Source organism: Pseudomonas sp. MF4836, assembly GCF_002018875.1.
Lineage (GTDB): Bacteria > Pseudomonadota > Gammaproteobacteria > Pseudomonadales > Pseudomonadaceae > Aquipseudomonas.
Map to the genome: position 1 here is coordinate 357,334 of NZ_MVOL01000008.1, position 21,880 is coordinate 379,213.

22 protein-coding genes are annotated in these 21,880 nt (G+C 60.3%); 15 read left to right on the plus strand and 7 right to left on the minus strand.

All coding sequences use genetic code 11. From position 1 onward, the window contains the following. Nucleotides 1-63: 63 nt before the first annotated feature. Together gluQRS and dksA are read right to left on the minus strand one after the other, a co-directional pair. The gene (gene gluQRS / locus MF4836_RS20585) at nucleotides 64-957 is read right to left on the minus strand and encodes a tRNA glutamyl-Q(34) synthetase GluQRS (RefSeq protein WP_078471795.1); all 894 of its coding nucleotides are present in this window, start codon (nucleotides 955-957) and stop codon (nucleotides 64-66) included. A gap of 135 nt (nucleotides 958-1,092) precedes the next feature. Further along, on the minus strand, nucleotides 1,093-1,536 hold the full coding sequence (gene dksA / locus MF4836_RS20590; RefSeq protein WP_020296495.1) for an RNA polymerase-binding protein DksA: 444 nt from the start codon (nucleotides 1,534-1,536) through the stop codon (nucleotides 1,093-1,095). 343 nt (nucleotides 1,537-1,879) lie between these two features. Here dksA and MF4836_RS20595 point away from each other — a divergent pair, with 343 nt between their 5' ends. Next, entirely contained in the window at nucleotides 1,880-3,052 is a 1,173-nt protein-coding gene (locus tag MF4836_RS20595) for a pyridoxal phosphate-dependent aminotransferase (protein ID WP_078471797.1), read from the plus strand. Then, nucleotides 3,052-3,765: a DNA/RNA nuclease SfsA gene (gene sfsA / locus MF4836_RS20600; RefSeq protein WP_078471798.1), complete on the plus strand. Its 714-nt coding sequence runs from the start codon at nucleotides 3,052-3,054 to the stop codon at nucleotides 3,763-3,765. The genes MF4836_RS20595 and sfsA overlap by 1 nt, the downstream gene beginning before the upstream one ends. Here the strand turns inward: sfsA and MF4836_RS20605 are convergent. Then, nucleotides 3,762-4,079, minus strand: coding sequence for a Rieske (2Fe-2S) protein (locus tag MF4836_RS20605; protein WP_078471799.1), 318 nt, complete (start codon nucleotides 4,077-4,079; stop codon nucleotides 3,762-3,764). The genes sfsA and MF4836_RS20605 overlap by 4 nt on opposite strands. A gap of 215 nt (nucleotides 4,080-4,294) precedes the next feature. Here MF4836_RS20605 and MF4836_RS20610 point away from each other — a divergent pair, with 215 nt between their 5' ends. Genes MF4836_RS20610 through MF4836_RS20625 form a run of 4 tightly spaced genes read left to right on the plus strand, consistent with a single transcriptional unit; the run spans nucleotide 4,295 to nucleotide 7,865 of the window. Beyond that, complete coding sequence (locus MF4836_RS20610; RefSeq protein WP_078471801.1) at nucleotides 4,295-5,179, plus strand: heme/hemin ABC transporter substrate-binding protein; 885 nt, start codon at nucleotides 4,295-4,297, stop codon at nucleotides 5,177-5,179. A gap of 50 nt (nucleotides 5,180-5,229) precedes the next feature. Then, the gene (locus MF4836_RS20615) at nucleotides 5,230-6,213 is read left to right on the plus strand and encodes a FecCD family ABC transporter permease (RefSeq protein WP_178102972.1); all 984 of its coding nucleotides are present in this window, start codon (nucleotides 5,230-5,232) and stop codon (nucleotides 6,211-6,213) included. Next, nucleotides 6,213-6,980: a heme ABC transporter ATP-binding protein gene (locus MF4836_RS20620; RefSeq protein ID WP_078471803.1), complete on the plus strand. Its 768-nt coding sequence runs from the start codon at nucleotides 6,213-6,215 to the stop codon at nucleotides 6,978-6,980. The genes MF4836_RS20615 and MF4836_RS20620 overlap by 1 nt, the downstream gene beginning before the upstream one ends. 21 nt (nucleotides 6,981-7,001) lie before the next feature. Next, the gene (locus MF4836_RS20625; protein WP_078471804.1) at nucleotides 7,002-7,865 is read left to right on the plus strand and encodes a ChaN family lipoprotein; all 864 of its coding nucleotides are present in this window, start codon (nucleotides 7,002-7,004) and stop codon (nucleotides 7,863-7,865) included. A gap of 250 nt (nucleotides 7,866-8,115) precedes the next feature. Here the strand turns inward: MF4836_RS20625 and MF4836_RS20630 are convergent, their stop codons facing one another. The 4 genes from MF4836_RS20630 to MF4836_RS20645 all read right to left on the minus strand — a co-directional run bounded on the left by MF4836_RS20630 (nucleotide 8,116) and on the right by MF4836_RS20645 (nucleotide 11,415). Then, a complete protein-coding gene (locus MF4836_RS20630) occupies nucleotides 8,116-8,916 on the minus strand; it encodes a Crp/Fnr family transcriptional regulator (protein WP_078471806.1) in 801 nt (266 codons plus the stop codon). A 17-nt stretch (nucleotides 8,917-8,933) separates the two neighbouring features. After that, nucleotides 8,934-9,206 (minus strand): TfoX/Sxy family protein, encoded by a 273-nt coding sequence (locus MF4836_RS20635; RefSeq protein ID WP_020296504.1) that lies wholly within the window; start codon nucleotides 9,204-9,206, stop codon nucleotides 8,934-8,936. Between the two features lie 216 nt (nucleotides 9,207-9,422). Next, nucleotides 9,423-9,767 carry a pentapeptide repeat-containing protein gene (locus tag MF4836_RS20640; RefSeq protein ID WP_078471807.1) on the minus strand — a complete coding sequence of 115 codons (345 nt, stop codon included), beginning with the start codon at nucleotides 9,765-9,767 and terminating at the stop codon, nucleotides 9,423-9,425. Between the two features lie 91 nt (nucleotides 9,768-9,858). Then, nucleotides 9,859-11,415 (minus strand): bifunctional aminoglycoside phosphotransferase/ATP-binding protein, encoded by a 1,557-nt coding sequence (locus MF4836_RS20645; RefSeq protein WP_078471808.1) that lies wholly within the window; start codon nucleotides 11,413-11,415, stop codon nucleotides 9,859-9,861. Between the two features lie 117 nt (nucleotides 11,416-11,532). Here MF4836_RS20645 and mrcB point away from each other — a divergent pair, with 117 nt between their 5' ends. The 9 genes from mrcB (at nucleotide 11,533) to msrQ (ending at nucleotide 21,458) form a co-directional block, all read left to right on the plus strand. Beyond that, nucleotides 11,533-13,857, plus strand: coding sequence for a penicillin-binding protein 1B (gene mrcB, locus MF4836_RS20650; RefSeq protein WP_078471810.1), 2,325 nt, complete (start codon nucleotides 11,533-11,535; stop codon nucleotides 13,855-13,857). A gap of 16 nt (nucleotides 13,858-13,873) precedes the next feature. Then, nucleotides 13,874-14,584, plus strand: a complete 711-nt coding sequence (locus MF4836_RS20655; protein WP_078471811.1) for a tetratricopeptide repeat protein — start codon at nucleotides 13,874-13,876, stop codon at nucleotides 14,582-14,584. Beyond that, nucleotides 14,584-14,919 (plus strand): YqcC family protein, encoded by a 336-nt coding sequence (locus tag MF4836_RS20660; protein ID WP_020296509.1) that lies wholly within the window; start codon nucleotides 14,584-14,586, stop codon nucleotides 14,917-14,919. Before MF4836_RS20655 ends, MF4836_RS20660 begins: the two co-directional genes overlap by 1 nt. A gap of 555 nt (nucleotides 14,920-15,474) precedes the next feature. Next, complete coding sequence (locus MF4836_RS20665) at nucleotides 15,475-17,199, plus strand: acetolactate synthase 3 large subunit (RefSeq protein ID WP_078471830.1); 1,725 nt, start codon at nucleotides 15,475-15,477, stop codon at nucleotides 17,197-17,199. Between the two features lie 2 nt (nucleotides 17,200-17,201). Next, complete coding sequence (gene ilvN, locus MF4836_RS20670; protein ID WP_003176102.1) at nucleotides 17,202-17,693, plus strand: acetolactate synthase small subunit; 492 nt, start codon at nucleotides 17,202-17,204, stop codon at nucleotides 17,691-17,693. A gap of 48 nt (nucleotides 17,694-17,741) precedes the next feature. Then, nucleotides 17,742-18,758 (plus strand): ketol-acid reductoisomerase, encoded by a 1,017-nt coding sequence (ilvC, locus tag MF4836_RS20675; protein WP_003228216.1) that lies wholly within the window; start codon nucleotides 17,742-17,744, stop codon nucleotides 18,756-18,758. A 145-nt stretch (nucleotides 18,759-18,903) separates the two neighbouring features. Beyond that, nucleotides 18,904-19,761 (plus strand): CDP-diacylglycerol--serine O-phosphatidyltransferase, encoded by an 858-nt coding sequence (gene pssA / locus MF4836_RS20680; protein ID WP_078471812.1) that lies wholly within the window; start codon nucleotides 18,904-18,906, stop codon nucleotides 19,759-19,761. A gap of 63 nt (nucleotides 19,762-19,824) precedes the next feature. Next, nucleotides 19,825-20,838 carry a protein-methionine-sulfoxide reductase catalytic subunit MsrP gene (gene msrP, locus MF4836_RS20685; RefSeq protein WP_078471814.1) on the plus strand — a complete coding sequence of 338 codons (1,014 nt, stop codon included), beginning with the start codon at nucleotides 19,825-19,827 and terminating at the stop codon, nucleotides 20,836-20,838. Next, entirely contained in the window at nucleotides 20,838-21,458 is a 621-nt protein-coding gene (gene msrQ, locus MF4836_RS20690; RefSeq protein WP_078471815.1) for a protein-methionine-sulfoxide reductase heme-binding subunit MsrQ, read from the plus strand. The genes msrP and msrQ overlap by 1 nt, the downstream gene beginning before the upstream one ends. The last annotated feature ends 422 nt before the right edge of the window (nucleotides 21,459-21,880 follow it).

Here is a 21,880-nt window from a genome sequence, read left to right on the forward strand (position 1 = left end):
ATTGTGTGCGTGCCCGAAAACGTGCGGCGATGGTAACGGATGGGCGCCAAGCTGCAAGTGGCGTCAGCGTAATTGCGCTTCCGGCACGCTGAGGGTGCGCGGGTTCAACCCGGCGTCCCAGTGAGTGATACCCCAGTTCAGCACTTCTCGCGGGGTGGCGTCGTCCAGTTCACTGCCGGGTATCTGCCCCAGCGCCCGCAATGCGCGCAGTAACAGGGCGGTGGCCTGATCTTCGGCCAGCGGCGGTGAGCGGTAGGACTTGCCCAGCTTGTTGCCGTCCGGCTGGGTTATCAAGGGCACGTGCAGGTAGCGTGGCTGCGGCAGCCCAAGCAACTCCTGCAGGTATAGCTGGCGTGGGGTGGAGTCCAGGAGGTCGGCGCCGCGCACAATATCGGTCACGCCCTGCCAGGCATCGTCCAGCACCACCGCCAGTTGATAGGCGTACAGGCCGTCACGCCGTCGAATCACGAAATCGCCGACCTCACGCCCCAGATGCTGGCGAAACTCGCCCTGTACTCGATCGTTGAAATGGTATTCCAGCTCCGGCACGCGCAGACGGATCGCGGCATTATCCTGGCCATGGCCAGCGTTGCGGCACAGCCCTGGGTAGATCCCGTGGTAGGGCTCAAGCTGTTTGCGCGAGCAAGTGCAGGCGTAGGCCAGGCCATGGTTGAACAGGCGATTCAGGACCTCGGCGTAGGCGTCATGGCGCTCGCTCTGGCGGACCATTTCGCCGTCCCATTCAAAGCCGTAGCTTTCCAGGGCCTTGAGAATCGCCGCCTGGGCGCCGGGCTCTTCCCGTGGTGGGTCAAGGTCTTCCATGCGCAACAGCCAGCGCCCACCGGAGGCGCGTGCGTCCAGGTACGAGGCGAGGGCTGCCACCAGCGAGCCGAAATGCAGGTAGCCGCTGGGAGTCGGGGCGAAACGCCCGATGTATGAGGAGTTCGAGGCAGTCATGGGAGGGCGATTACATGCTCTGGTTCGGTCGACACGAGGTTGTCGCGTGCTGCGGGCTCAGGGAGCACCATCGGTTGAAATGCCAGAAACAAAAACGGAGCGTTCGCACGCTCCGTTTTTCACTCGGGCCGGCTGTTATTTGCCGACCTGTTTTTCCTTGATTTCGGCCAAGGTCTTGCAGTCGACGCACATGTCGGCTGTAGGACGGGCTTCCAGACGGCGAATACCAATCTCGACGCCGCAGGATTCACACCAGCCGTATTCTTCGTCTTCGATCAGTTGCAGGGTCTTGTCGATCTTCTTGATCAACTTGCGCTCACGGTCGCGGGCACGCAGTTCAAGGCTGAACTCTTCTTCCTGGCTGGCACGGTCGGCCGGGTCAGGGAAGTTGGCGGCTTCGTCTTTCATGTGGTCAACCGTGCGGTCGACCTCCTGCATCAAGTCCTGTTTCCACTTGTTCAGGATCTTGGTGAAGTGCTCGCGCATGGGCTTGCCCATGTACTCTTCGCCCTTCGTTTCAACGTAGGGTTCGAAGCCACTGATCGATTGGCTGCTCTGTTGCTTTGCTTGGGTGGGCATGAATGGACCGCCTCTACTCTTGTAATCCATTGCGCAGGATTGCTCCATCTCCGACGGTTGCCGGCCCTGCGCCTGCAAGCGGGCGAACTTACCAGAACAAGTCGGACCGCGCTACTCCCGGTTGTCGAGCCCCCAGCCCACGGCGCTTGCAGATCCTGGAGAGGGTTGCTCCGGCCAGTCCGAGGGCCTGGCCAAAATGTAATTTTAGTCAGTTTTTTGCCCCACGTTGGTGCTCATGGCTCCCGGCCATCGGGCGGAGCCAAGCGCTTTAGACTCTCTCCTCGCTCCCCGGTTGGGTAGAATCGAGCTTTTGTTCCCTCTCTTATTATATGAAGGAAGGCTAATGGCTCAGCCCTACAGTGCGCGCAGCCGCGCTATCGAACCTTTCCATGTGATGGCCCTTTTGGCTCGTGCCAATGAATTGCAGGCCGCCGGTCGGGATGTCATTCACCTGGAGATCGGCGAGCCGGACTTCACCACGGCCGAGCCGATCATCCAGGCCGGCCAGGCCGCGCTGACCGCCGGTAAGACCCGTTACACCGCTGCTCGCGGCATTCCCGAGCTGCGCGCGGCCATTTCCGGCTTCTATCAACAGCGCTACGGCCTGGATATCGACCCGCAGCGCATCCTGATCACCCCGGGCGGCTCCGGGGCCTTGTTGTTGGCCAGCAGCCTGCTGGTCGATCCCGGCAAGCACTGGCTGCTGGCGGACCCGGGCTATCCGTGCAACCGGCATTTCCTGCGGCTGGTGGAGGGGGCGGCGCAGTTGGTGCCGGTTGGCCCGGATGTGCGTTACCAGCTGACTCCGGATCTGGTGGAGCGCTACTGGGATCAGGACAGTGTCGGCGCACTGGTGGCGTCGCCGGCCAACCCGACCGGGACCATCCTGACTCGCGATGAGCTGGCCGGCCTGTCGGCTGCGATCAAGGCGCGAAATGGTCACCTGGTGGTGGACGAGATCTACCACGGCCTGACCTACGGCACAGATGCCGCCAGTGTGCTGGAGGTGGATGACAGCGCCTTTGTGCTGAACAGTTTTTCCAAGTACTTCGGCATGACCGGCTGGCGCCTGGGATGGCTGGTGGCCCCGCCAGCGGCCGTCGGTGAGCTCGAAAAGTTGGCGCAGAACCTCTACATCAGTGCCCCGAGCATGGCCCAGTATGCGGCGTTGGCCTGTTTTGAGCCCGCGACCATCAGCATCCTTGAAGAGCGCCGCGCAGAGTTCGGCCGGCGGCGGGACTTTCTCCTGCCGGCGTTACGCGAGCTGGGCTTTGGCATTGCCGTCGAGCCCGAAGGCGCGTTTTACCTGTATGCAGACATCAGCGCGTTTGGCGGTGATGCCTTTGCCTTCTGTCGACACTTTCTCGAAACCGAGTCCGTGGCGTTCACCCCGGGCCTGGATTTCGGTCGGCATCAGGCCGGGCACCATGTGCGCTTTGCCTACACCCAAAGCCTGCCGCGCCTGCAGGAAGCGGTGGAGCGCATTGCTCGTGGCTTGCGGAGCTGGCAAGGCTGATGCGCTTTCATCCTCCTCTCGAAGAAGGCCGTCTGATACGGCGCTACAAACGGTTCCTGGCGGATATCGAGACCGCCAGCGGCGAGCTTCTGACAATCCACTGCCCCAACACCGGCTCGATGTTCAACTGCATGGTCGAGGGCGGGCAGGTCTGGTTCAGTCGGTCCAACGACCCCAAGCGCAAGTTGCCCGGTACCTGGGAAATCAGCGAAACCCCACAAGGGCGCCTGGCCTGTGTCAACACTGCGCGGGCCAATCCGCTGATTGAAGAGGCGCTGCAGGCCGGGCTGATCAGTGAACTCAATGGATTTACAGCGCTCAAGCGCGAGGTGCCGTACGGCCAGGAAAACAGCCGCATCGATTTTCGTCTCGACTATGCCGACGGCCCGGCCTTTGTCGAAGTCAAAAGCGTGACCCTGGGGTTCGACGGCACGCCGGTGGCAGCTTTTCCGGATGCGGTGACCCAGCGGGGGGCCAAGCATTTGCGCGAATTGGCATGCCTGGCGCGCGAAGGCGTGCGGGCAGTGCAGTTGTATTGCGTCAACCTGAGCGGGATCGAGGCCGTGCGCCCGGCCCAGGAAATCGACCCGGCCTACGCTGCCGCATTGCGCGAGGCGGTGGCGGCAGGAGTTGAAGTGCTGGCCTATGGCGTGCGTCTGACGGCTGAAGAAGTCTGTGTCGAGCGGCGTCTGGAGGTCTTGCTCAACGGTTAAAGCTGGACCCAGACCCCCTGCTGATCTTCGCGGCAGGGGATGGCAGTCAGGGACTGGCCGGCGCAGGGGCCGGCGACGCATTCACCGTCCTCGATCAGAAACAGGGCGCCGTGGGTCGCGCATTGAATGAGGCTGGCGCTCTGATCAAGGAATTGGTCGGGCTGCCACTCCAGGGCCACGCCCCGGTGCGGGCAGCGGTTGGCGTAGACGTACACCTGCTGGTTGCGGCGCACGGCGAACAGCTTGACCCCGTCAAGCTCGAAGCCCCGGCTGCAAGCGTCGGGCAGGTCGTCATTGGCGCAAAGAAACTTCATTTCAATCCTCGGGCGCCGGAGGCTCTAAGCTCAGGCTGTCGGTGCGTTTTCGGGTGATTTGCTGAAACACGTCTGTGCTTGACTGCTAAATGCAAACAATTATCAAATAGCCGCTTCGCCCGTTTGTGGCGCTTGCTCATTTCGATGCCCGGGTTGCAGGGCATGTCACATGGACGGCGGCGTCATCGGCTCAATCTTCTATAGGAAATGCTTTTATGCGCCTGAGTGCCAGCGCAATCGCGCTCTGTATCGCAATGCTGGCCGGCCATGCCAACGCGGCCGAGTTGCCGCAACGTTGGGTGAGTGCCGGCGGTGCATTGTCCGAGTGGGTCAGTGCGCTGGGAGCCGAATCGAAGCTGGTCGGTGTCGACACCACCAGCCAGCATCCGGAGTCGCTCAAGGCGCTGCCGAGTATTGGTTATCAGCGTCAGTTGTCCGCCGAGGGCATCTTGAGCCTGCGTCCGCAGATTTTGGTCGGCACCGAGGAAATGGGGCCGCCACCCGTGCTGTCGCAGGTTCGCAGCGCTGGGGTGCAGGTCGAATTGTTCTCGGCCCAGGCTGATCTGCCGACGCTGCAGCACACGCTAGAGCATCTGGGCCAACTGCTGGGTAACGAGGCCCAGGCCGCGCAATTGTTCCAGGGTTATCAGCGGCAGCTTGAGCAACAGCAGGCCAGCGTCAGCCAGGCCCAGGCCAAGCATGCGGCCCCGGGTGTGCTGTTGTTGCTCGGGCATGCCGGTGGCAAGCCGCTGATCGCGGGCAAGGACACGGCGGCTGATTGGGTATTACGCCAGGCGGGCGGCCGTAACTTGGCGACCCACAGCGGTTACAAACCCTTTTCGGTGGAATCGCTGGCCAGTCTCAGCCCGGATGTACTGGTGTTTGCCGACCGCAGCTTGACCGGTGATGCGGCGCGCGCGGCCTTGTTCAAGGAAAACCCGATTCTGGCCTCCACCGCGGCAGCCAAGTCTGGACGCGTGGTTGAGCTGGATCCAACGCTCCTCGTGGGTGGATTGGGGCCGCGCCTGCCGCAAAGCCTCAAGGTGCTGTCGGCGACCTTCTACCCTGATGCAGCGAGTGCGGCGAACTCCGCTCCATGAAGCCTCTGGTCAAACCTCGTAGTTTATTTATCGGCCTGAGTTGTCTCTGCCTGCTGGCGATCTGGCTGTCCCTGGCCCTGGGGCCGGTCAGCCTGCCTCTGCTGGATACTCTGCGGGCGGCCTTGCGCATGCTCGGGCTGCCGATCGACGGCCAGGGCCTGGAGCAGGCCGAACTGATCCTTGGGCAGATCCGCCTGCCGCGTACCTTGCTAGGCCTGGCCGTGGGCGGGGTGCTGGCGTTGTCCGGGGTGGCGATGCAAGGCCTGTTTCGCAACCCGCTGGCCGATCCCGGGCTGGTGGGGGTCTCCAGCGGCGCAGCCTTGGGCGCGGCGCTGGCGATTGTCGGCGGCTCCCTGTTTGGTGGATTGCCGGAGGCCGTTGGACCTTATTTGCTGTCGTTGTGCGCGTTTCTTGGCGGCTTGGGAGTGACCGCACTGGTATATCGCCTGGGGCGGCGTAATGGCCAGACCAACGTAGCGACCATGCTCCTTGCGGGCATCGCGCTGACTGCCCTGGCGAGCTCCGCGGTGGGGCTGTTCACTTATCTGGCGGACGACGCCACCTTGCGCACCCTGACGTTCTGGAACCTGGGCAGCCTCAATGGCGCCAGTTACTCGCGCTTGTGGCCCTTGGTGCTGGTGAGCGCGGGCGTGGCGTTGTGGTTGCCGCGCCGCGCTCGGGCGCTGAATGCCCTGTTGCTGGGGGAGTCGGAAGCCAGTCACCTGGGCATCGATGTCGAGCGGCTCAAGCGTGAACTGGTGTTCTGTACTGCGCTGGGGGTCGGCGCGGCAGTTGCCGCCGCCGGGATGATCGGCTTCGTCGGGCTAGTGGTGCCGCACCTGATACGTCTGCTGGCGGGCCCAGATCATCGGACTTTGTTGCCTGCTTCGATCCTGGCGGGCGCCAGCCTGTTGCTGCTGGCGGACCTGGTGGCGCGCCTGGCCCTGGCGCCGGCCGAGTTGCCCATCGGTATCGTCACCGCCTTCATTGGTGCTCCGTTCTTTTTGTATTTGCTATTGCGAGGGCGTGCCTGATGTTGTGCGTACACAACCTGCATGTCCTGCGCGGCAAAAAAGCGGTGCTGACGGCCATCGACCTTGAGCTCAAACCGGGTGAAGTGCTTGGCGTACTGGGCCCCAATGGCGCGGGCAAGAGCACCTTGCTGGGGGCGTTGTGTGGTGAGTTGCAGCCCGATCAGGGCCAGGTCCTCCTCGATCAGCGCGAACTGGCGCAATGGGGAGGCGCACAACGGGCCCAGCGGCTGGCGGTCTTGCCTCAACACTCAACGCTGGATTTTGCCTTTCGTGTGGAAGAGGTCGTAGGGATGGGGCGCTTGCCGCACCAGAGCGGGCGGGTCCGGGATGACGAAATCGTCCTTGAGGCCCTGCAAGCGGCAGACGCCGCCCATTTGCAAGGGCGCAGCTACCTCGCGCTGTCTGGCGGTGAGCGCCAGCGTGTTCACCTGGCGCGGGTGTTGGCTCAGCTATGGCCAGGGCAGGTGGGGCAGACGTTATTGCTCGATGAGCCCACCTCGGCCCTTGATCCCTTGCACCAGCACATCACCTTGCAGGCAATTCGGGCATTTGCCGATCGTGGGGTCGCGGTGCTGGTGATCCTGCATGATCTGAACCTGGCCGCGCGCTATTGTGACCGGGTGCTGCTGCTTCAGGGGGGCAGTCCCCATGCGCTGGACACTCCGGAGCAGGTCCTGCGCCCCGAGCCGCTCAAGGCGGTGTTTGGCCTGGAGGTGCTGGTGCAGGCACATCCGGAGCGCGGTCATCCCCTGATCATTGCTCGTTGAGCCATTTGCGGAGAGCGATCCATGCGCGGGCTGATAGGGTTACTCGCGGTACTGCTGGTTGCGGGGTGCCAAGGCGTGGCGCTGCCGCCGTTACCTGAGGCGCAGCGGGCCAGCGAGATTATTGAGTTGCGCAGCGGACGGTCACTGTCAACTGCGGAGCTGGTCGAGCGACTGGCCCAGGCGCCCCGGGTGATTGTCGGCGAGCAGCACGACAATGCCGATCACCATGTCCTGCAGCTGTGGCTGATGCGGGCACTGGCCAGCCAACGCCCGCAAGGCAGCCTGTTGCTGGAGATGTTGGTTGCGCAGCAGCAATCGCGGGTCGATACCGTGCGTCAGCAATTGAAGTCCCAGGGTTGGCCCGAGGATTTGCCGGCGGCGCTGGCCTGGCAGCCGGGCTGGGATTGGGCCTTGTATGGGCCGATTGTGCGCTTCGCCCTGGCGCAGCCTTATCCACTGCTGGCGGCCAACCTGGACGCCAGCGAAATTCGCCGTATTTATGCGCAGCCTCCGGTTCTGAGTGGCGTCCATGCCAACTCCCAGGCGGTCAAGGACCTTTTGCAGACCCAAATTCGCGATGCGCATTGCGGTTTGTTGCCCGAGAGCCAGGTGCCAGCCATGTTGGCGGTCCAGCAGCAGCGCGACCGGCGCATGGCCGAACGTTTATTGGCGGCGCCGGTTCCAGCACTGTTTTTCACGGGGGCTTACCACGCCCGCAAGGATGTGGGAGTGCCGGTGCACCTGGCCGATCTCGGCGCGGCCCAGGGCACGGCGGTGCTGATTCTTGCCCAGCAGGGGACACCGGTGGCTGCCGACAGCGCCGATTACGTCTGGTACAGCGCACGGATGCCGGATCAGGATGACTGCGCGCCCTTGCGCAAATAAAACTAAGGCGTTGTTACCAGGCACTTTTCCACAGGCAAAAAAAGACCCGGCAAGAGCCGGGTCAAATAACCGTGATTAGCCTGATGAGGAGATAATCTGAGAGTCCGAACCACTGGTCTTCCAGGTTATCGACTGATCTCGCGACCAGTTGTGATAATCATAACGATTCTCATTTCTATGTCAACAAAGGTTTTTCAAGTTTCTTTGATTTCTGCCAAACGCTCGTTTGGATTGCCCGTAAACAGTGGTCTCAGGCGCGGTTGCTCAGGGCGTGCAGCCGGGTGACTTCCTTGTTCAGCAGGTCGATGCGCCGTGCCATGCTCTCGATAAGGCTGTGGGCGATGCGCGGATTGCTCATGGTCAGGCTGAGAAACTGCTCCTTGGGAATCAGCATCACGGTGCTGGGCTCGCTGGCAATCACGCTGGCGCTGCGTTTTTCGCCGGTGAATACCGCCATCGCACCGAAGATTTCATCTTTGGGTACTTCACCGACGTTGTGACCGTCGACATAGGCCTGCGCATGGCCTTCGATGATCACGAACACATGGTCGGCCTCATCGCCCTGATGGATCAGCACCTCGCCAGTGTCCACCCGCCTGAAGCCGTTGCTGCTGCGAAACTCCGGTGGTTTCAGCCGCGCCACCGCGTCCGCGAGCAGGGCAGTCTGGCCAAGCAGGTATTGCAGGAACAGTTCGGCGCGCTGCTCGTCGGCGTAGATATGCTGGAACACCGCCGAACGCAGGTACGGAATCAGGCTCAACTCGGTCTCGCAGCGCAAATGCCAGGCTGGCTGCTCACTGCCGCGCCGTAGCCCAAGCAGGTCACCCTCATGCAGATAGAACAGCGGGCGCTGGTCGATGCTGGCCTGCACCTGGCCACTTTCGAGTAGGAACAACTGATGTCCCGCAAGCACACTGGAGAGGTCCTGGGTGGCGTCGATCAGCACATGATCGCCTGCCGGAGCCAGGCCTTCCAGCAGCTGTGTCGGGATACTTTGCAGTCGATTGATCAGGCTGTCGGCATACGCCGGTTGTTCCCCCAGTAAGTACATGCAGCCCCCTCGCGAGGTCAGTTCTGATGGCGCGCGGAAATCGCTTCCAGCTGCCGGTTCAGCGCTTCTTTGCGCTCGGCCGGAATGTCGTTCCAATGCACATCCATCAATGCACCTTCAATGGCATACAGCAGAACTTTCGAGGCACGAAAGCCGCGGGTGCGTACAGCCCTGTAAGCATCCACCGCGCCCAGGCGACGCAAGTCCGACGCACTATGGATACCCACTGCATGCAGCCATTGTGCGGACGTCTTGCCAAGGTTTTTCAGATGTTGCAGTTCATCATTCATCAAGCCTCCTTGCGACGGCCGAATGGTGCGTGGGCAAGTCTCAGAGGAGTGTAGCGCTCAGTAGGAAAAGCGCTGTTCTTTGGTCGGTTTCAACGCAAATGCTTCTAAGCCGGACGCTGCGGGGCGCTCGGTGGGGCATTTGGGGGGAGCAAAAGAAGAGGCAAAGCGAGGAGTCCAGCGCAAATCCTGGGGCGCCGGACCTGTAGCAGCAGGTTGTTACTTGGTGCGATAACGCAGGCGGGTGCCGAAATTGACCGACATGAGAATTTCATCTGCCGTCAGTTCCGGAGGAAAGTAGGTCCCGGAGATCTGCGCATGGGACAGGCTGGCGCCTTCCATGGCCGAACTGCGCAAATCCAGGCCGCGCAAATCGGCGGAGCGGAAATAGGCGTCGGTGAAATCGATACCCTCGGCGTTCAGATCGCGCAGGTCGAGGCCACGAAAGTCGCCGCCACGCATGTCGATCGGCTGGTCCGTTGGGCGTTCGCGGTTGAATCCGGTGATGTCATCTTTGTGCAGCAGGGCGTACAGCGGGGTGTCGAGAAGCTTTGGTTGGCTCATGGCAACGTCACCTGTTGGATTTATGACGCCATTATAGTGCCACTGTTTTTCAGCCGCGAAGTCTTTCCCTCTTCGCGGCTGAAATAGTTGCTTACAGGCCTGGCAGACGCTGGCGAATATTCGCCACCAGCGCGTCGAGGCTTCCGCTTTCATTGGTTTCCACGCGCTTGCTGCGCAGTACTTCTTCGGCGCTCAGCGGTTCGCGATTGGCCTGCTGAGCTTCGATGACGGCCAGGTTGGCATCCGATGGGTCGTTTTGATCCGCCTGACGCTGCGCCAACCAGCTGGCGATGACCGCGGGTGGAGCATTGCAGTCGATGATCAGGCAGGGCGCGCCAGTGGCTTCGGCCACCTGGGCAGCCGCATCGCGTTGCGCACGTTTGAGGTAAGTGGCATCGATGACCACCGGAAAACCGGCCCGCAGGATGATGTCGGCGATTTCGTGCAGGCGTGCGTAAGTCGCAGCACTGGCGTCGCTGCTGTAAATGCCAGCATTCGGGTCGTTTTGCACTTGCTGCTCACCGAACAGGCGCTTGCGCTCGACATCGGAACGCAGGCGCACTGCGCCCAGGGCCTCGACCAGGCGCATGGCGACGTGGCTTTTACCGACAGCAGACACACCGCAGGTGATCGCCATGAACCGCGAAGGGATGGTGCTGTAGCTTTCCGCCAGGTTGGCGTAGTTGCGGTATTGGCGCAGGGTGGTGGCACGCTGCACCGGAGTGGCGTCGGCCGGCATGCTGAACAGGCTGACCTTGGCCCGGACCAGGGCACGGTAGGCTTTATAGAAGTTCAGCAACTCCAGGCCTTGATAGTCGCCGGTCAGCTCCAGGTACTGGCTGATAAAGCGGCGAGCGAGACTTTTCAGGCCACGGTCTTCAAGGTCCATCGCCAGGAAGCCGGTATCGGCATAGACGTCGGTGAAGCGGAACGGTTCGTTGAATTCGATGCAGTCGAAAATCACTACCTGGCCGTCGATCACGGTGGCGTTGCCCAGGTGGATATCACCGTGGCATTCGCGAATGAAACCGTCAGCCTTGCGCTGGGCGAACAGTGGCTTGAGGCGTTCGAAGCTGCTTTCGGCCCAGGCCTGCAACGCATCCAGTTGCTGCAGGTCAGCCTTGTCGCTGAGGAAAGGGCGGATCTGCTCGAAGTTCTGCCGCACCGGTGCCATCACGCTGTCCGGCGTGCCAGCTTCGTGATCGGCTGGAACACGCGGTGCGTTGAGGTGGAACTGGGCAATCTGCTTGGCCATCTGGTCGATATGCGCGGCGGTCAGTTCGCCGTTGGCTTGCAGTGTGCTGAGCAGTTGGCTTTGCGGGAACTGACGCATTTTCAGGGCATAGTCGACAACCGGCCCGCTGCCACCAAACTCTGGGGCCTCGGCGCTGCCGGTGATCGGCAGCACTTCAAGGTACAAATCTTCGGTCAGGCGCTGATTCAAACGCAGCTCTTCGCCACAGAAATGCTCGCGAGCCTCGAGGCCGGTGAAGTCGAGGAAGCCGAAATTGACCGGTTTCTTCACTTTATAAGCAAAGGGGCCAGTGAGCAGCACCCAGGAAATGTGGGTCTCGATGACCTGGAACCCGTCGACGGGGTGTGGATAAAGGGCCGGGTTTTGCAGGGCGGCGATCAGGGACTGGCTCACAGGCGATCCTTCAGAGACGGAGAAAATTCAAGGCCGTCATTATGGCCGCTCGGGGGGCTGACGCAAACCTCGGGACGCTCCTGTTGAGTATGAATAAAGTGCGTATAATCCGCCGCCATGACTCGTACTCGATCCCCTCGCTCCGCTAAAAAACGTCCCTCTGGTGGCCTGCGCCCCTGGCTGGGCTGGGCTCTTAAGCTCAGTCTGGTCGGCTTGGTGGTGCTCGCCGGCTTTGCGGTTTATCTCGACGCTATCGTCCAGGAGAAATTCTCCGGCAAGCGCTGGACTATTCCGGCCAAGGTCTACGCCCGGCCGTTGGAACTGTTCGTCGGCCAGAAGCTGAGCAAGGAAGACTTCCTCACCGAACTCGACGCTCTGGGCTATCGCCGCGAAAGCGTGGCCAACGGCCCGGGGGCGGCGGCCGTGAATGGCAATGTCGTGGATTTGAATACCCGCGGCTTTCAGTTCTATGAGGGCCTGGAGCAGGCGCAGCCGGTACGGGTGCGGTTTTCCGGTGACTATGTAGCCGAGCTGGCGGGAGCCAAGGGGTCGAAACTGGCGGTGGTGCGCCTGGAGCCCTTGCTGATTGGCGGGTTGTATCCGAAGAACCTCGAAGACCGGATCCTGATCAAGATCGATCAGGTCCCGCCGTACCTGCTGGAAACCCTGGTGACCGTGGAAGACCGGGACTTCTACCATCACTTTGGCGTCTCGCCGAAGTCGATTGCCCGGGCGGTCTGGGTCAACACCTCGTCCGGAAAGATGCGTCAGGGCGGTAGTACCTTGACCCAGCAGTTGGTAAAGAACTTTTACCTGACCAACGAGCGCAGCCTGTCACGCAAACTCACCGAGGCCATGATGGCCCTGCTGCTTGAGATGCATTACGACAAGCGCGAGATTCTCGAGGCCTACCTCAACGAGGTTTTCGTCGGGCAGGACGGTCAGCGCGCGGTGCATGGTTTCGGTCTGGCCAGTCAGTTCTTCTTCAGTCAGCCGCTGTCCGAACTCAAGTTGCACCAGGTGGCTTTGCTGGTGGGCATGGTCAAGGGGCCTTCGGCCTACAACCCTCGGCGGTATCCGGAGCGCGCGCTTGAACGGCGCAACCTGGTGCTCGACCTGCTGGCGCAACAAGGCGTCGCCACGCCCGAGCAAGTTGAAGCAGCGAAGAAGATGCCGCTGGGCGTGACCAAACGCGGCAGCCTTGCCGACAGCTCATTCCCGGGTTTCCTCGACCTGGTCAAGCGTCAATTGCGTGAAGACTACCGCGACGAAGACTTGACCGAGGAAGGGCTGCGTATTTTCACCAGCTTCGACCCGATCCTGCAGATGAAGGCCGAAGCCTCGGTCAACGACACCTTCAAGCGCCTGGCAGGGCGCAAGGGGTCCGAGGATGTCGAAGCCGCGATGGTCGTGACCAACCCGGAAACCGGAGAGGTTCAGGCCATGATTGGCAGCCGCCAGGCCAGCTTTGCCGGTTTCAACCGGGCGCTGGACGCAGTTCGCCCGATCGGCTCGCTGATCAAGCCGGCGGTCTACCTGACAGCGCTGGAAAAACCCAGTCAGTACACCCTGACCAGTTGGTTGTCCGATGAGGCGTTCTCGGTCAAAGGCGCGGACGGCCAGGTATGGAAGCCGCAGAACTACGATCGCCGCTCCCACGGTACGGTATTCCTCTATCAGGGCCTGGCTCATTCCTACAACCTGTCGACCGCCCGTCTTGGCCTGGAAGTCGGCGTCCCGAACGTGCTCAAGACCCTGGCGCGGCTGGGCGTTTCCCGCGAATTCCCGGCATTCCCTTCGATGCTGCTGGGGGCGGGCGGCTTGAGTCCGATGGAAGTGGCGACCATGTACCAGACCCTGGCCAACGGCGGTTTCAACACGCCGATGCGCGGGATCCGCAGCGTGCTGACGGCCGAGGGCGAGCCGCTCAAACGCTACCCGTTCCAGATCCAGCAGCGTTTTGACCCAGGTTCGATTTACCTGATCCAGAGCGCCATGCAGCGGGTGATGCGTGAAGGTACTGGCAGCTCGGTCTATAACGTGCTGCCCAAATCCCTGGCGTTGGCGGGCAAGACCGGTACAAGTAACGATTCGCGCGACAGTTGGTTTGCCGGGTTCAGCCAGGATCTGCTGGCCGTGGTCTGGCTGGGGCGTGACGATAACGGCAAGACGCCGTTCACCGGTGCCACCGGCGCACTGCAGGTCTGGACCAGTTTTATGCGCAAGGCCGACCCATTGCCGCTGGATATGCCACAACCGGATAACGTGGTTCAGGCATGGGTCGATTCCCGGACCGGACAGGGCTCCGATGCCAACTGTCCGGGAGCGGTGCAGATGCCGTATATTCGCGGCAGCGAACCGCCTCCCGGCGCTGCGTGCGGTGGCGAAAGCCCTGCATCCGGCGACTCGGTGTCGGATTGGATCAAAGGCTGGATGAACTAAGCGAAGAGGGTTTGACGTGAACAAGTGGTGGGTTCCAGCTATTACAGCTCTGGCTTTGCTCAACGGCTGCTCCAGTGTGCAGCGCGGTTCGATCCCGGTGGTCGATGCCGGTACTGCGGTCTCCAACAGTGAGCGGATTTCGGCTAACGGCGGCTTCCGGCAGACGACTATCAAGCGTCCGGCTCAGGCGCAGTCGCAGAATATCCCGCAGGATTCCGGCGTGGTGGTGATGGTGCCAGGAGGCGGTGCGACGACATCGGCCCCTATCAGCTCATCGCCTATTACCCCGGGTCCGATTATTCCAGGGCCGGTTGATTCGGCGCCGATCAACCAGGGCACCTACAACATGCCGTCGAGTTCGATCCCGTCGGCCAGCGCCGGCGGTTTGTCGGCGGACGAGCAGTTGGATGGTCCGGTGCTGGCCTTGCTCAGTACCGCCCAGCAACAGCAGGCCAGCGGTGACCTGAATGGCGCCTCGTCGAGCCTTGAGCGAGCGCAACGGGTAGCCCCGCGCGAGCCACAGGTGCTCTACCGTCTGGCGCAGGTGCGCATGGAGCAGGGCGACGCGCCTCAGGCCGAACAGTTCGCTCGCCGTGGGCTGACCCTGGCTTCCGGTCGTCCGGCCCTGCAGGCTAGCTTGTGGGGGCTGATCGCCCAGGCGCGCGAGAAGCAGGGCGATGCCGCCGGCGCCGCGCTGGCTCGTCAAAAAGCCAAGGTCGCACTCTGATGGATGGGCGCTTTCCCGAGATCGCCGAACAGTTGCTGCTGATCGAGCGTGAACTGCGGCTGCTGGGGTTGTGGGATGAGGTTTCGCCCAGTGCCGAAGCCTTGTCCAGCCAAGAACCGTTCAGCGTCGACACGCTGGATTTCGAGCAGTGGCTGCAGTGGATTTTCCTGCCGCGCATGAAACTGATTCTGGAGCAGGACCTGCCGTTGCCCAATGCCTCGGGCATTCAGGAAATGGCCGAAATGGTCTTCGCCAGTCGGGACATGCAAGGCCGGGATCGGCAATTGCAGGTCTTGCTCAAAGAGTTCGATCAACTGATCGTTGCCACGCGCTGAACCTCAACCGCCAGTTTTCACTGGCGGTTTTTCTTTGGGCGTCGGACGCTTGACTCAGGCTCCTGGTCTTTCAAGTCGCGCACATTTTCCCCGGTCAGATTTCAATGGCGTGCAGCTCGCGAAGGGTGTTCGTCAAGGCTTGCGGGTTCGCAGATGTCCCAGACCTGCAAGAGATTGCGCAATTGAGACTTACGCAGTTGCCGTTTTGAGGTTTTTTCTTGCGTTCTCATGCGCTTAGTTCGAATTAAGTACATTGACGTCTTGACTTGGAGAGGGCGAAACAGAAGAATCTCAAGTCCGCTGTAGAGGGACTGCCAGAAGCAGGCCCACTCAGCAGATCATGAGGCGCATATCCGCGCCGACCTGCTACACCCGCAACGCGTTACCTCGCGCTGGGTGGGAAGCCCCCGCAACACTTTGGGGCGCTCCCAATACTTGCTCAGTCAGTGCTGACGTAGTCGGCGACCACCGTCGCTCATGCTCTGCTGAGAAGTAAACCTATTAAGACCCGCCTCCTTTTGAGGGCGGTATTCTGGCGTTTTAGAGGTGAACAACGTGGAGCTTTTATCTGGCGGTGAGATGCTCGTCCGCTTTTTGCGTGACGAAGGCGTCAAATATATCTATGGGTACCCAGGTGGTGCTCTCCTTCATGTCTACGATGCCCTGTTCAAAGAACCGGAAGTGACCCATATCCTGGTTCGTCACGAACAGGCTGCTACCCATATGGCTGACGGCTATGCCCGTGCCACCGGTAAAGCCGGCGTGGTACTGGTGACTTCCGGCCCTGGCGCGACCAATGCCATCACCGGTATCGCCACTGCCTATATGGACTCGATTCCAATGGTGATCATCTCCGGTCAGGTGCCCAGCACCATGGTCGGCACCGACGCGTTCCAGGAAACCGACATGATCGGTATCTCCCGGCCGATCGTGAAGCACAGCTTCATGATCAAGCACGCTTCGGAAATCCCGGAAGTCATGAAGAAAGCCTTCTACCTGGCGCAATCCGGTCGTCCGGGCCCGGTGGTGGTCGATATCCCTAAAGATATGACCAACCCGGCTGAAAAGTTCGAATACGTTTTTCCCAAGAAAGCCAAGCTGCGCTCCTACAGCCCGGCGGTCCGCGGTCACTCCGGGCAAATCCGCAAGGCGGCAGAAATGCTCCTGGCGGCCAAGCGTCCTGTGCTGTACGCAGGCGGTGGGGTGATCCTCGGTGGTGGTTCCGCACCGCTGACCGAGCTGGCCAAGATGCTCAATCTGCCCGTAACCAATACCTTGATGGGCCTGGGCGCCTATCCGGGTACTGATCGGCAGTTCGTCGGCATGCTCGGCATGCACGGCAGCTACACCGCCAACCTGACCATGCACCATGCCGACGTGATTCTTGCAGTGGGTGCGCGCTTCGATGACCGTGTTATCAACGGTGCGCCGAAGTTCTGCCCGAATGCCAAGATCATCCATGTCGATATCGACCCGGCTTCCATCTCCAAGACCATCAAGGCCGATGTGCCTATCGTGGGTCCGGTAGAGAGCGTCTTGACCGAGATGGTCGCGGCACTCAAGGAAATCGGCGATTCCCCGAACAAGGACACGGTTGCCAGTTGGTGGAAGCAGATCGAAGAGTGGCGCGGTGATCGTGGCCTGTTCCCTTATGACAAGGGTGACGGCAGCATCATCAAGCCGCAGACCGTGATCGAAACCCTGTGCGAAGTGACCAAGGGCGATGCCTATGTTGCTTCCGACGTGGGCCAGCACCAAATGTTCGCGGCGCAGTACTACAAGTTCGACAAGCCTAACCGCTGGATCAACTCCGGCGGCCTGGGCACCATGGGCTTCGGTTTCCCGGCGGCCATGGGCATCAAGTTGAGCTTCCCGGATGCCGACGTCGTCTGCGTGACAGGCGAGGGCAGTATCCAGATGAACATTCAGGAACTGTCCACCTGCCTGCAATATGGTTTGCCGGTCAAAATCGTCATCCTGAACAACGGTGTTCTGGGCATGGTTCGCCAGTGGCAAGACATGAGCTATGGCAGCCGTCACTCCCATTCCTACATGGAATCGCTGCCTGACTTCGTCAAGCTGGCTGAGGCCTATGGCCACGTTGGCATGCGTATCAGCGACTCGAAAGAATTGAAGTCGAAGATGCAAGAGGCTTTTGCCATGAAGGATCGCCTGGTGGTGCTCGATATTTCGGTCGACACCAGCGAGCACGTCTACCCGATGCAGATCAAAGACGGCTCGATGCGCGATATGTGGCTGAGCAAGACGGAGCGTACTTAATCATGCGGCACATTATCTCCTTGCTTCTGGAAAACGAACCGGGTGCTTTGTCTCGTGTAGTCGGCCTGTTTTCGCAACGTAACTACAACATCGAAAGCCTGACCGTGGCCCCGACCGAAGACCCGACCCTGTCGCGTCTGACGCTGACCACTGTCGGCCACGATGAGGTGATTGAGCAGATCACCAAGAACCTGAACAAACTGATCGAAGTGGTCAAGTTGGTCGACCTGTCGGAGAGCGCTCATATCGAGCGTGAACTGATGCTGGTCAAGGTCAAGGCCACCGGCGCCCAGCGTGCCGAGATCAAGCGCACCACCGATATTTACCGTGGGCAGATCGTAGATGTCAGCGCCAGCGTGTATACCGTTCAATTGACCGGTACCAGCGACAAGCTCGACAGCTTCATTCAGTCCATCGGCACCGCCTCGATTCTGGAAACCGTCCGTAGCGGCGTAACCGGCATTGCTCGCGGCGACAAAGTACTCAGCATCTAAACCAAATTAGCGAATGGCCTGAACGGCCTGGATATATAGGGGAAATTCATGAAAGTTTTCTACGATAAAGACTGCGACCTGTCGATCATCCAGGGCAAGAAAGTTGCCATCATTGGTTACGGTTCCCAGGGCCACGCTCAAGCGTGCAACCTGAAAGACTCCGGCGTTGACGTTACTGTCGGCCTGCGTAAAGGCTCGGCTACCGTTGCCAAGGCTGAAGCTCACGGTTTGAAAGTGACTGACGTTGCTTCCGCTGTTGCTGCTGCCGACCTGGTCATGATCCTGACCCCGGACGAGTTCCAGTCCTCGCTGTACAAGAACGAAATCGAGCCGAACATCAAGAAAGGCGCCACCCTGGCCTTCTCCCACGGCTTCGCGATCCACTACAACCAGGTTGTGCCGCGCGCTGACCTCGACGTGATCATGATCGCGCCGAAAGCTCCGGGCCACACCGTACGTTCCGAGTTCGTGAAGGGCGGCGGTATTCCTGACCTGATCGCTATCTACCAGGACGCTTCGGGCAACGCCAAGAATGTTGCACTGTCTTACGCGGCAGGCGTGGGCGGCGGCCGTACCGGCATCATCGAAACCACCTTCAAGGACGAGACTGAAACCGACCTGTTCGGCGAACAAGCCGTTCTGTGCGGCGGTACCGTTGAGCTGGTCAAGGCCGGTTTCGAAACCCTGGTTGAAGCTGGCTACGCGCCAGAAATGGCCTACTTCGAGTGCCTGCACGAACTGAAACTGATCGTCGACCTCATGTACGAAGGCGGTATCGCCAACATGAACTACTCGATCTCCAACAACGCCGAGTACGGCGAGTACGTGACCGGTCCGGAAGTGATCAACGCCGAATCCCGTCAGGCCATGCGCAACGCCCTGAAACGCATTCAGGACGGTGAGTACGCGAAGATGTTCATCAGCGAAGGTGCAACCGGCTACCCTTCGATGACTGCCAAGCGTCGCAACAACGCTGCACACGGCATCGAAATCATCGGTGAGCAACTGCGCTCGATGATGCCGTGGATCGGTGCCAACAAGATCGTCGACAAAGCCAAAAACTAAGTCGCGAACTTGCACGGAAAACGCGGCCTAGGCCGCGTTTTTTCGTTTGGGGGGCTGGTTCTGGTATAAAGCTGCATCGTTTGCGATGCGAACCGTTGTTGCAGACACCTGTCGAAACTTTCCACACCGTTGCAAGGTAATGTCCATGAGCGAACGTCCCGAAGAGCCAAACCAGGCCTCTGACGCCGAAAGCCTGCTACCGATCGATGAGCATGTCGAAGAAGGGCATGATGCTGAAGGCCGTAAAGTCCGGCATCGTGGTATCTATCTGCTGCCGAATCTGTTCACCACTGCGAACCTGTTCGCCGGGTTCTACTCCATCATCAGTTCCATGAGTGCGCAAAGTGCAATGAGTGCGGGCGACTCCGTTGCCGCGAGCAAGTACTTTGCCTTCGCCGCCATTGCGATTTTCGTCGCCATGGTGCTCGACGGTCTGGACGGTCGCGTTGCCCGGATGACCAATACCCAGAGCGCCTTTGGCGCCGAATACGATTCTTTGTCTGACATGGTCGCGTTCGGTGTTGCCCCGGCCTTGCTGGCATTTGGCTGGGCCTTGGGCGATATGGGCAAGGTCGGGTGGATGGTTGCCTTCATCTATGTGGCTGGGGCGGCGTTGCGCCTGGCGCGGTTCAATACCCAGGTTGGGACTGCCGACAAGCGTTACTTCATCGGTCTGGCCAGTCCGGCAGCGGCGGGTGTCGTGGCGGGGGTTGTCTGGGCGTTCAGTGACTACGGGATCCAGGGTTCGAAAATGTCGTTCCTGGTGGCGCTGCTGGTTGCGGCGGCCGGCATGCTGATGGTCAGCAACATCAAGTACAACAGCTTCAAGGAGCTGGACCTCAGGGGGCGGGTGCCTTTTGTGGCGATCCTGGCGGTAGTCCTGGTGTTTGCGGTGGTGTTCAGCGACCCGCCGCGTATTCTGCTGCTGGTTTTCCTCGCCTATGCGGCCTCCGGCCCGGTTCAGTACTTGTTGCGCCTTCGTCGGCATAAAAGCGGCGAGTGATGTAATTTCCCCCATACTCCGCAGTCTATTGGTGCATCAGTTCTCCAATCCTGCGGAGTTGCCATGTTGATCAAAGTGCCAAAGGCGTCTGACTGCAAAGAGTCGGATGTCACCCCGGAATCCCTCTATTTCTCTCGACGCACCCTGCTGGGCGGAGCGATGGCCGGCCTGGCGGTCAGTGGCCTGCCGCGTTGGGCTAGCGCCGCTGAGGCATCGCGTTATGCGGATGTCGAGGCGGGCAGGGCGCCCTCGTGGTTTGCCGAAAAGTTGCCAGCCACACACTGGCAGGCGGTGACGGTCAAGGACGAGGCGATCACACCCTTCAAGGATGCGACCCACTACAACAACTTCTATGAGTTCGGCACTGACAAGGGGGATCCGGCGGCTAATGCGGGATCGCTGAAGACCGAGCCCTGGAGTGTGGTGATCGACGGTGAAGTGGCCAAGCCAGGTCGCTATGCGCTGGAGGACTTCATGAAGCCCTACGCATTGGAGGAGCGCATCTACCGTCTGCGCTGTGTCGAGGCTTGGTCGATGGTGATCCCCTGGATCGGTTTTCCCATCTCGGCGTTGCTCAAGCAGGTCGAACCAACCGCCAGCGCCAAGTTCATTCGTTTCGAAACCCTGCAGGATCCTAAAAGCATGCCCGGTCAGCGTTCAGGTTTCGCCTTGATCGACTGGCCTTATGTAGAGGGTCTGCGTCTGGATGAAGCGATGAATCCGTTGGCGATCCTCGCCGTCGGCATGTACGGGCGTGAGCTGCCCAATCAGAACGGGGCTCCACTGCGGCTGGTGGTACCGTGGAAATATGGTTTCAAGAGCATCAAATCCATAGTGCGTATCAGTCTGGTGAGCGAGCAGCCGAAAACCACCTGGCAGAGCATTGCGGCCGATGAGTACGGCTTTTATGCGAACGTGAATCCCACCGTCGACCACCCGCGCTGGACCCAGGCGCGGGAACGGCGTCTGCCCAGCGGCCTGTTCAAGCCCAATGTGCGTGAGACCCAGATGTTCAACGGTTACTCGGATGAGGTCGCCTCCTTATATAGTGGCCTCGATTTGCGGACGAACTACTGATGCGTTATCCGCTCTGGCGCGTGGCGGTATTTATCACAGCGGCGGTATGGCCGCTGTATTGGCTATTCCAGGCGGGAGACTCGGCGCTGGGGCCGGATCCTGGCAAGGTGCTGGTTGAGCGCCTGGGGCTGGGTACGTTGATTCTGCTGTTGATCACCCTGGGCATGACCCCTTTGCAAAAGCTGACGGGGTGGGCTGGCTGGATTGCGGTGCGACGGCAACTGGGTTTGTGGTGTTTTGCCTATGTGGTGCTGCACTTGAGCGCCTACGCCGTGTTTATCCTGGCGCTGGACTGGTCGCAGTTGGGTGTGGAGCTGCGCAAGCGGCCTTACATTATTGTCGGCACCCTGGGTTTTGCAGGATTGCTGGTGTTGGCGGTGACATCCAATCGCTACAGTCAGCGTCGGCTCGGTAGTGGATGGAAGAAGTTGCACCGTTTGGTCTACGTCATTTTGGGGTTGGGTCTGTTGCATATGCTGTGGATCGTTCGCGCCGATCTCAAGGAGTGGGCGATCTATGCCTTTATAGGGGGGCTGTTATTGGTGCTGCGCATACCCCCTGTAACGCGCCGGATACCCCGCTTAATAGCTAAAAAGTCATCTTCTGCAACAAAAGCGTAATTAACCCTTGACGGCAGATTCTGGAAGTCTATAATTCGCCCCACTTCCGGCGCAGTCGAAACGGAAAACTCCTTGGTAAACAAAGAGTTACGCGGTTTTCGACAGCGAGTTGCTTCAGATCATCGAAGCCCAGAAGGAGTTGATAGAGCGGTGTTGTTTGGCTCTATTAACATTAACGGTTCGATCTTCTCGGTCGAAAGCGGTGAAAAGAAGGTGTTGACAACAGCGAGTAACGCTGTAGAATTCGCCTCCCGCTAACGAGAGATCGGAAGCGCAAGTGGTTGAAGTTGTTGAAGAAATCTTCGAAAACTTCTGAAAATAATCACTTGACAGCAAATGAGGCTGCTGTAGAATGCGCGCCTCGGTTGAGACGAAAGATCTTAACCAACCGCTCTTTAACAACTGAATCAAGCAATTCGTGT

Bases quoted from the DNA above. Each gene is read 5' to 3' on its own strand.
- msrQ (WP_078471815.1), top strand. From the start codon at position 20,838: ATGCGTTATCCGCTCTGGCGCGTGGCGGTATTTATCACAGCGGCGGTA.
- MF4836_RS20640 (WP_078471807.1), bottom strand. From the start codon at position 9,767: ATGAGCCAACCAAAGCTTCTCGACACCCCGCTGTACGCCCTGCTGCAC.
- dksA (WP_020296495.1), bottom strand. From the start codon at position 1,536: ATGCCCACCCAAGCAAAGCAACAGAGCAGCCAATCGATCAGTGGCTTC.
- MF4836_RS20605 (WP_078471799.1), bottom strand. From the start codon at position 4,079: ATGAAGTTTCTTTGCGCCAATGACGACCTGCCCGACGCTTGCAGCCGG.
- MF4836_RS20610 (WP_078471801.1), top strand. From the start codon at position 4,295: ATGCGCCTGAGTGCCAGCGCAATCGCGCTCTGTATCGCAATGCTGGCC.
- mrcB (WP_078471810.1), top strand. From the start codon at position 11,533: ATGACTCGTACTCGATCCCCTCGCTCCGCTAAAAAACGTCCCTCTGGT.
- pssA (WP_078471812.1), top strand. From the start codon at position 18,904: ATGAGCGAACGTCCCGAAGAGCCAAACCAGGCCTCTGACGCCGAAAGC.
- MF4836_RS20635 (WP_020296504.1), bottom strand. From the start codon at position 9,206: ATGAATGATGAACTGCAACATCTGAAAAACCTTGGCAAGACGTCCGCA.
- MF4836_RS20595 (WP_078471797.1), top strand. From the start codon at position 1,880: ATGGCTCAGCCCTACAGTGCGCGCAGCCGCGCTATCGAACCTTTCCAT.
- MF4836_RS20625 (WP_078471804.1), top strand. From the start codon at position 7,002: ATGCGCGGGCTGATAGGGTTACTCGCGGTACTGCTGGTTGCGGGGTGC.
- MF4836_RS20620 (WP_078471803.1), top strand. From the start codon at position 6,213: ATGTTGTGCGTACACAACCTGCATGTCCTGCGCGGCAAAAAAGCGGTG.
- sfsA (WP_078471798.1), top strand. From the start codon at position 3,052: ATGCGCTTTCATCCTCCTCTCGAAGAAGGCCGTCTGATACGGCGCTAC.
- ilvC (WP_003228216.1), top strand. From the start codon at position 17,742: ATGAAAGTTTTCTACGATAAAGACTGCGACCTGTCGATCATCCAGGGC.
- ilvN (WP_003176102.1), top strand. From the start codon at position 17,202: ATGCGGCACATTATCTCCTTGCTTCTGGAAAACGAACCGGGTGCTTTG.
- gluQRS (WP_078471795.1), bottom strand. From the start codon at position 957: ATGACTGCCTCGAACTCCTCATACATCGGGCGTTTCGCCCCGACTCCC.
- MF4836_RS20660 (WP_020296509.1), top strand. From the start codon at position 14,584: ATGGATGGGCGCTTTCCCGAGATCGCCGAACAGTTGCTGCTGATCGAG.
- MF4836_RS20630 (WP_078471806.1), bottom strand. From the start codon at position 8,916: ATGTACTTACTGGGGGAACAACCGGCGTATGCCGACAGCCTGATCAAT.
- msrP (WP_078471814.1), top strand. From the start codon at position 19,825: ATGTTGATCAAAGTGCCAAAGGCGTCTGACTGCAAAGAGTCGGATGTC.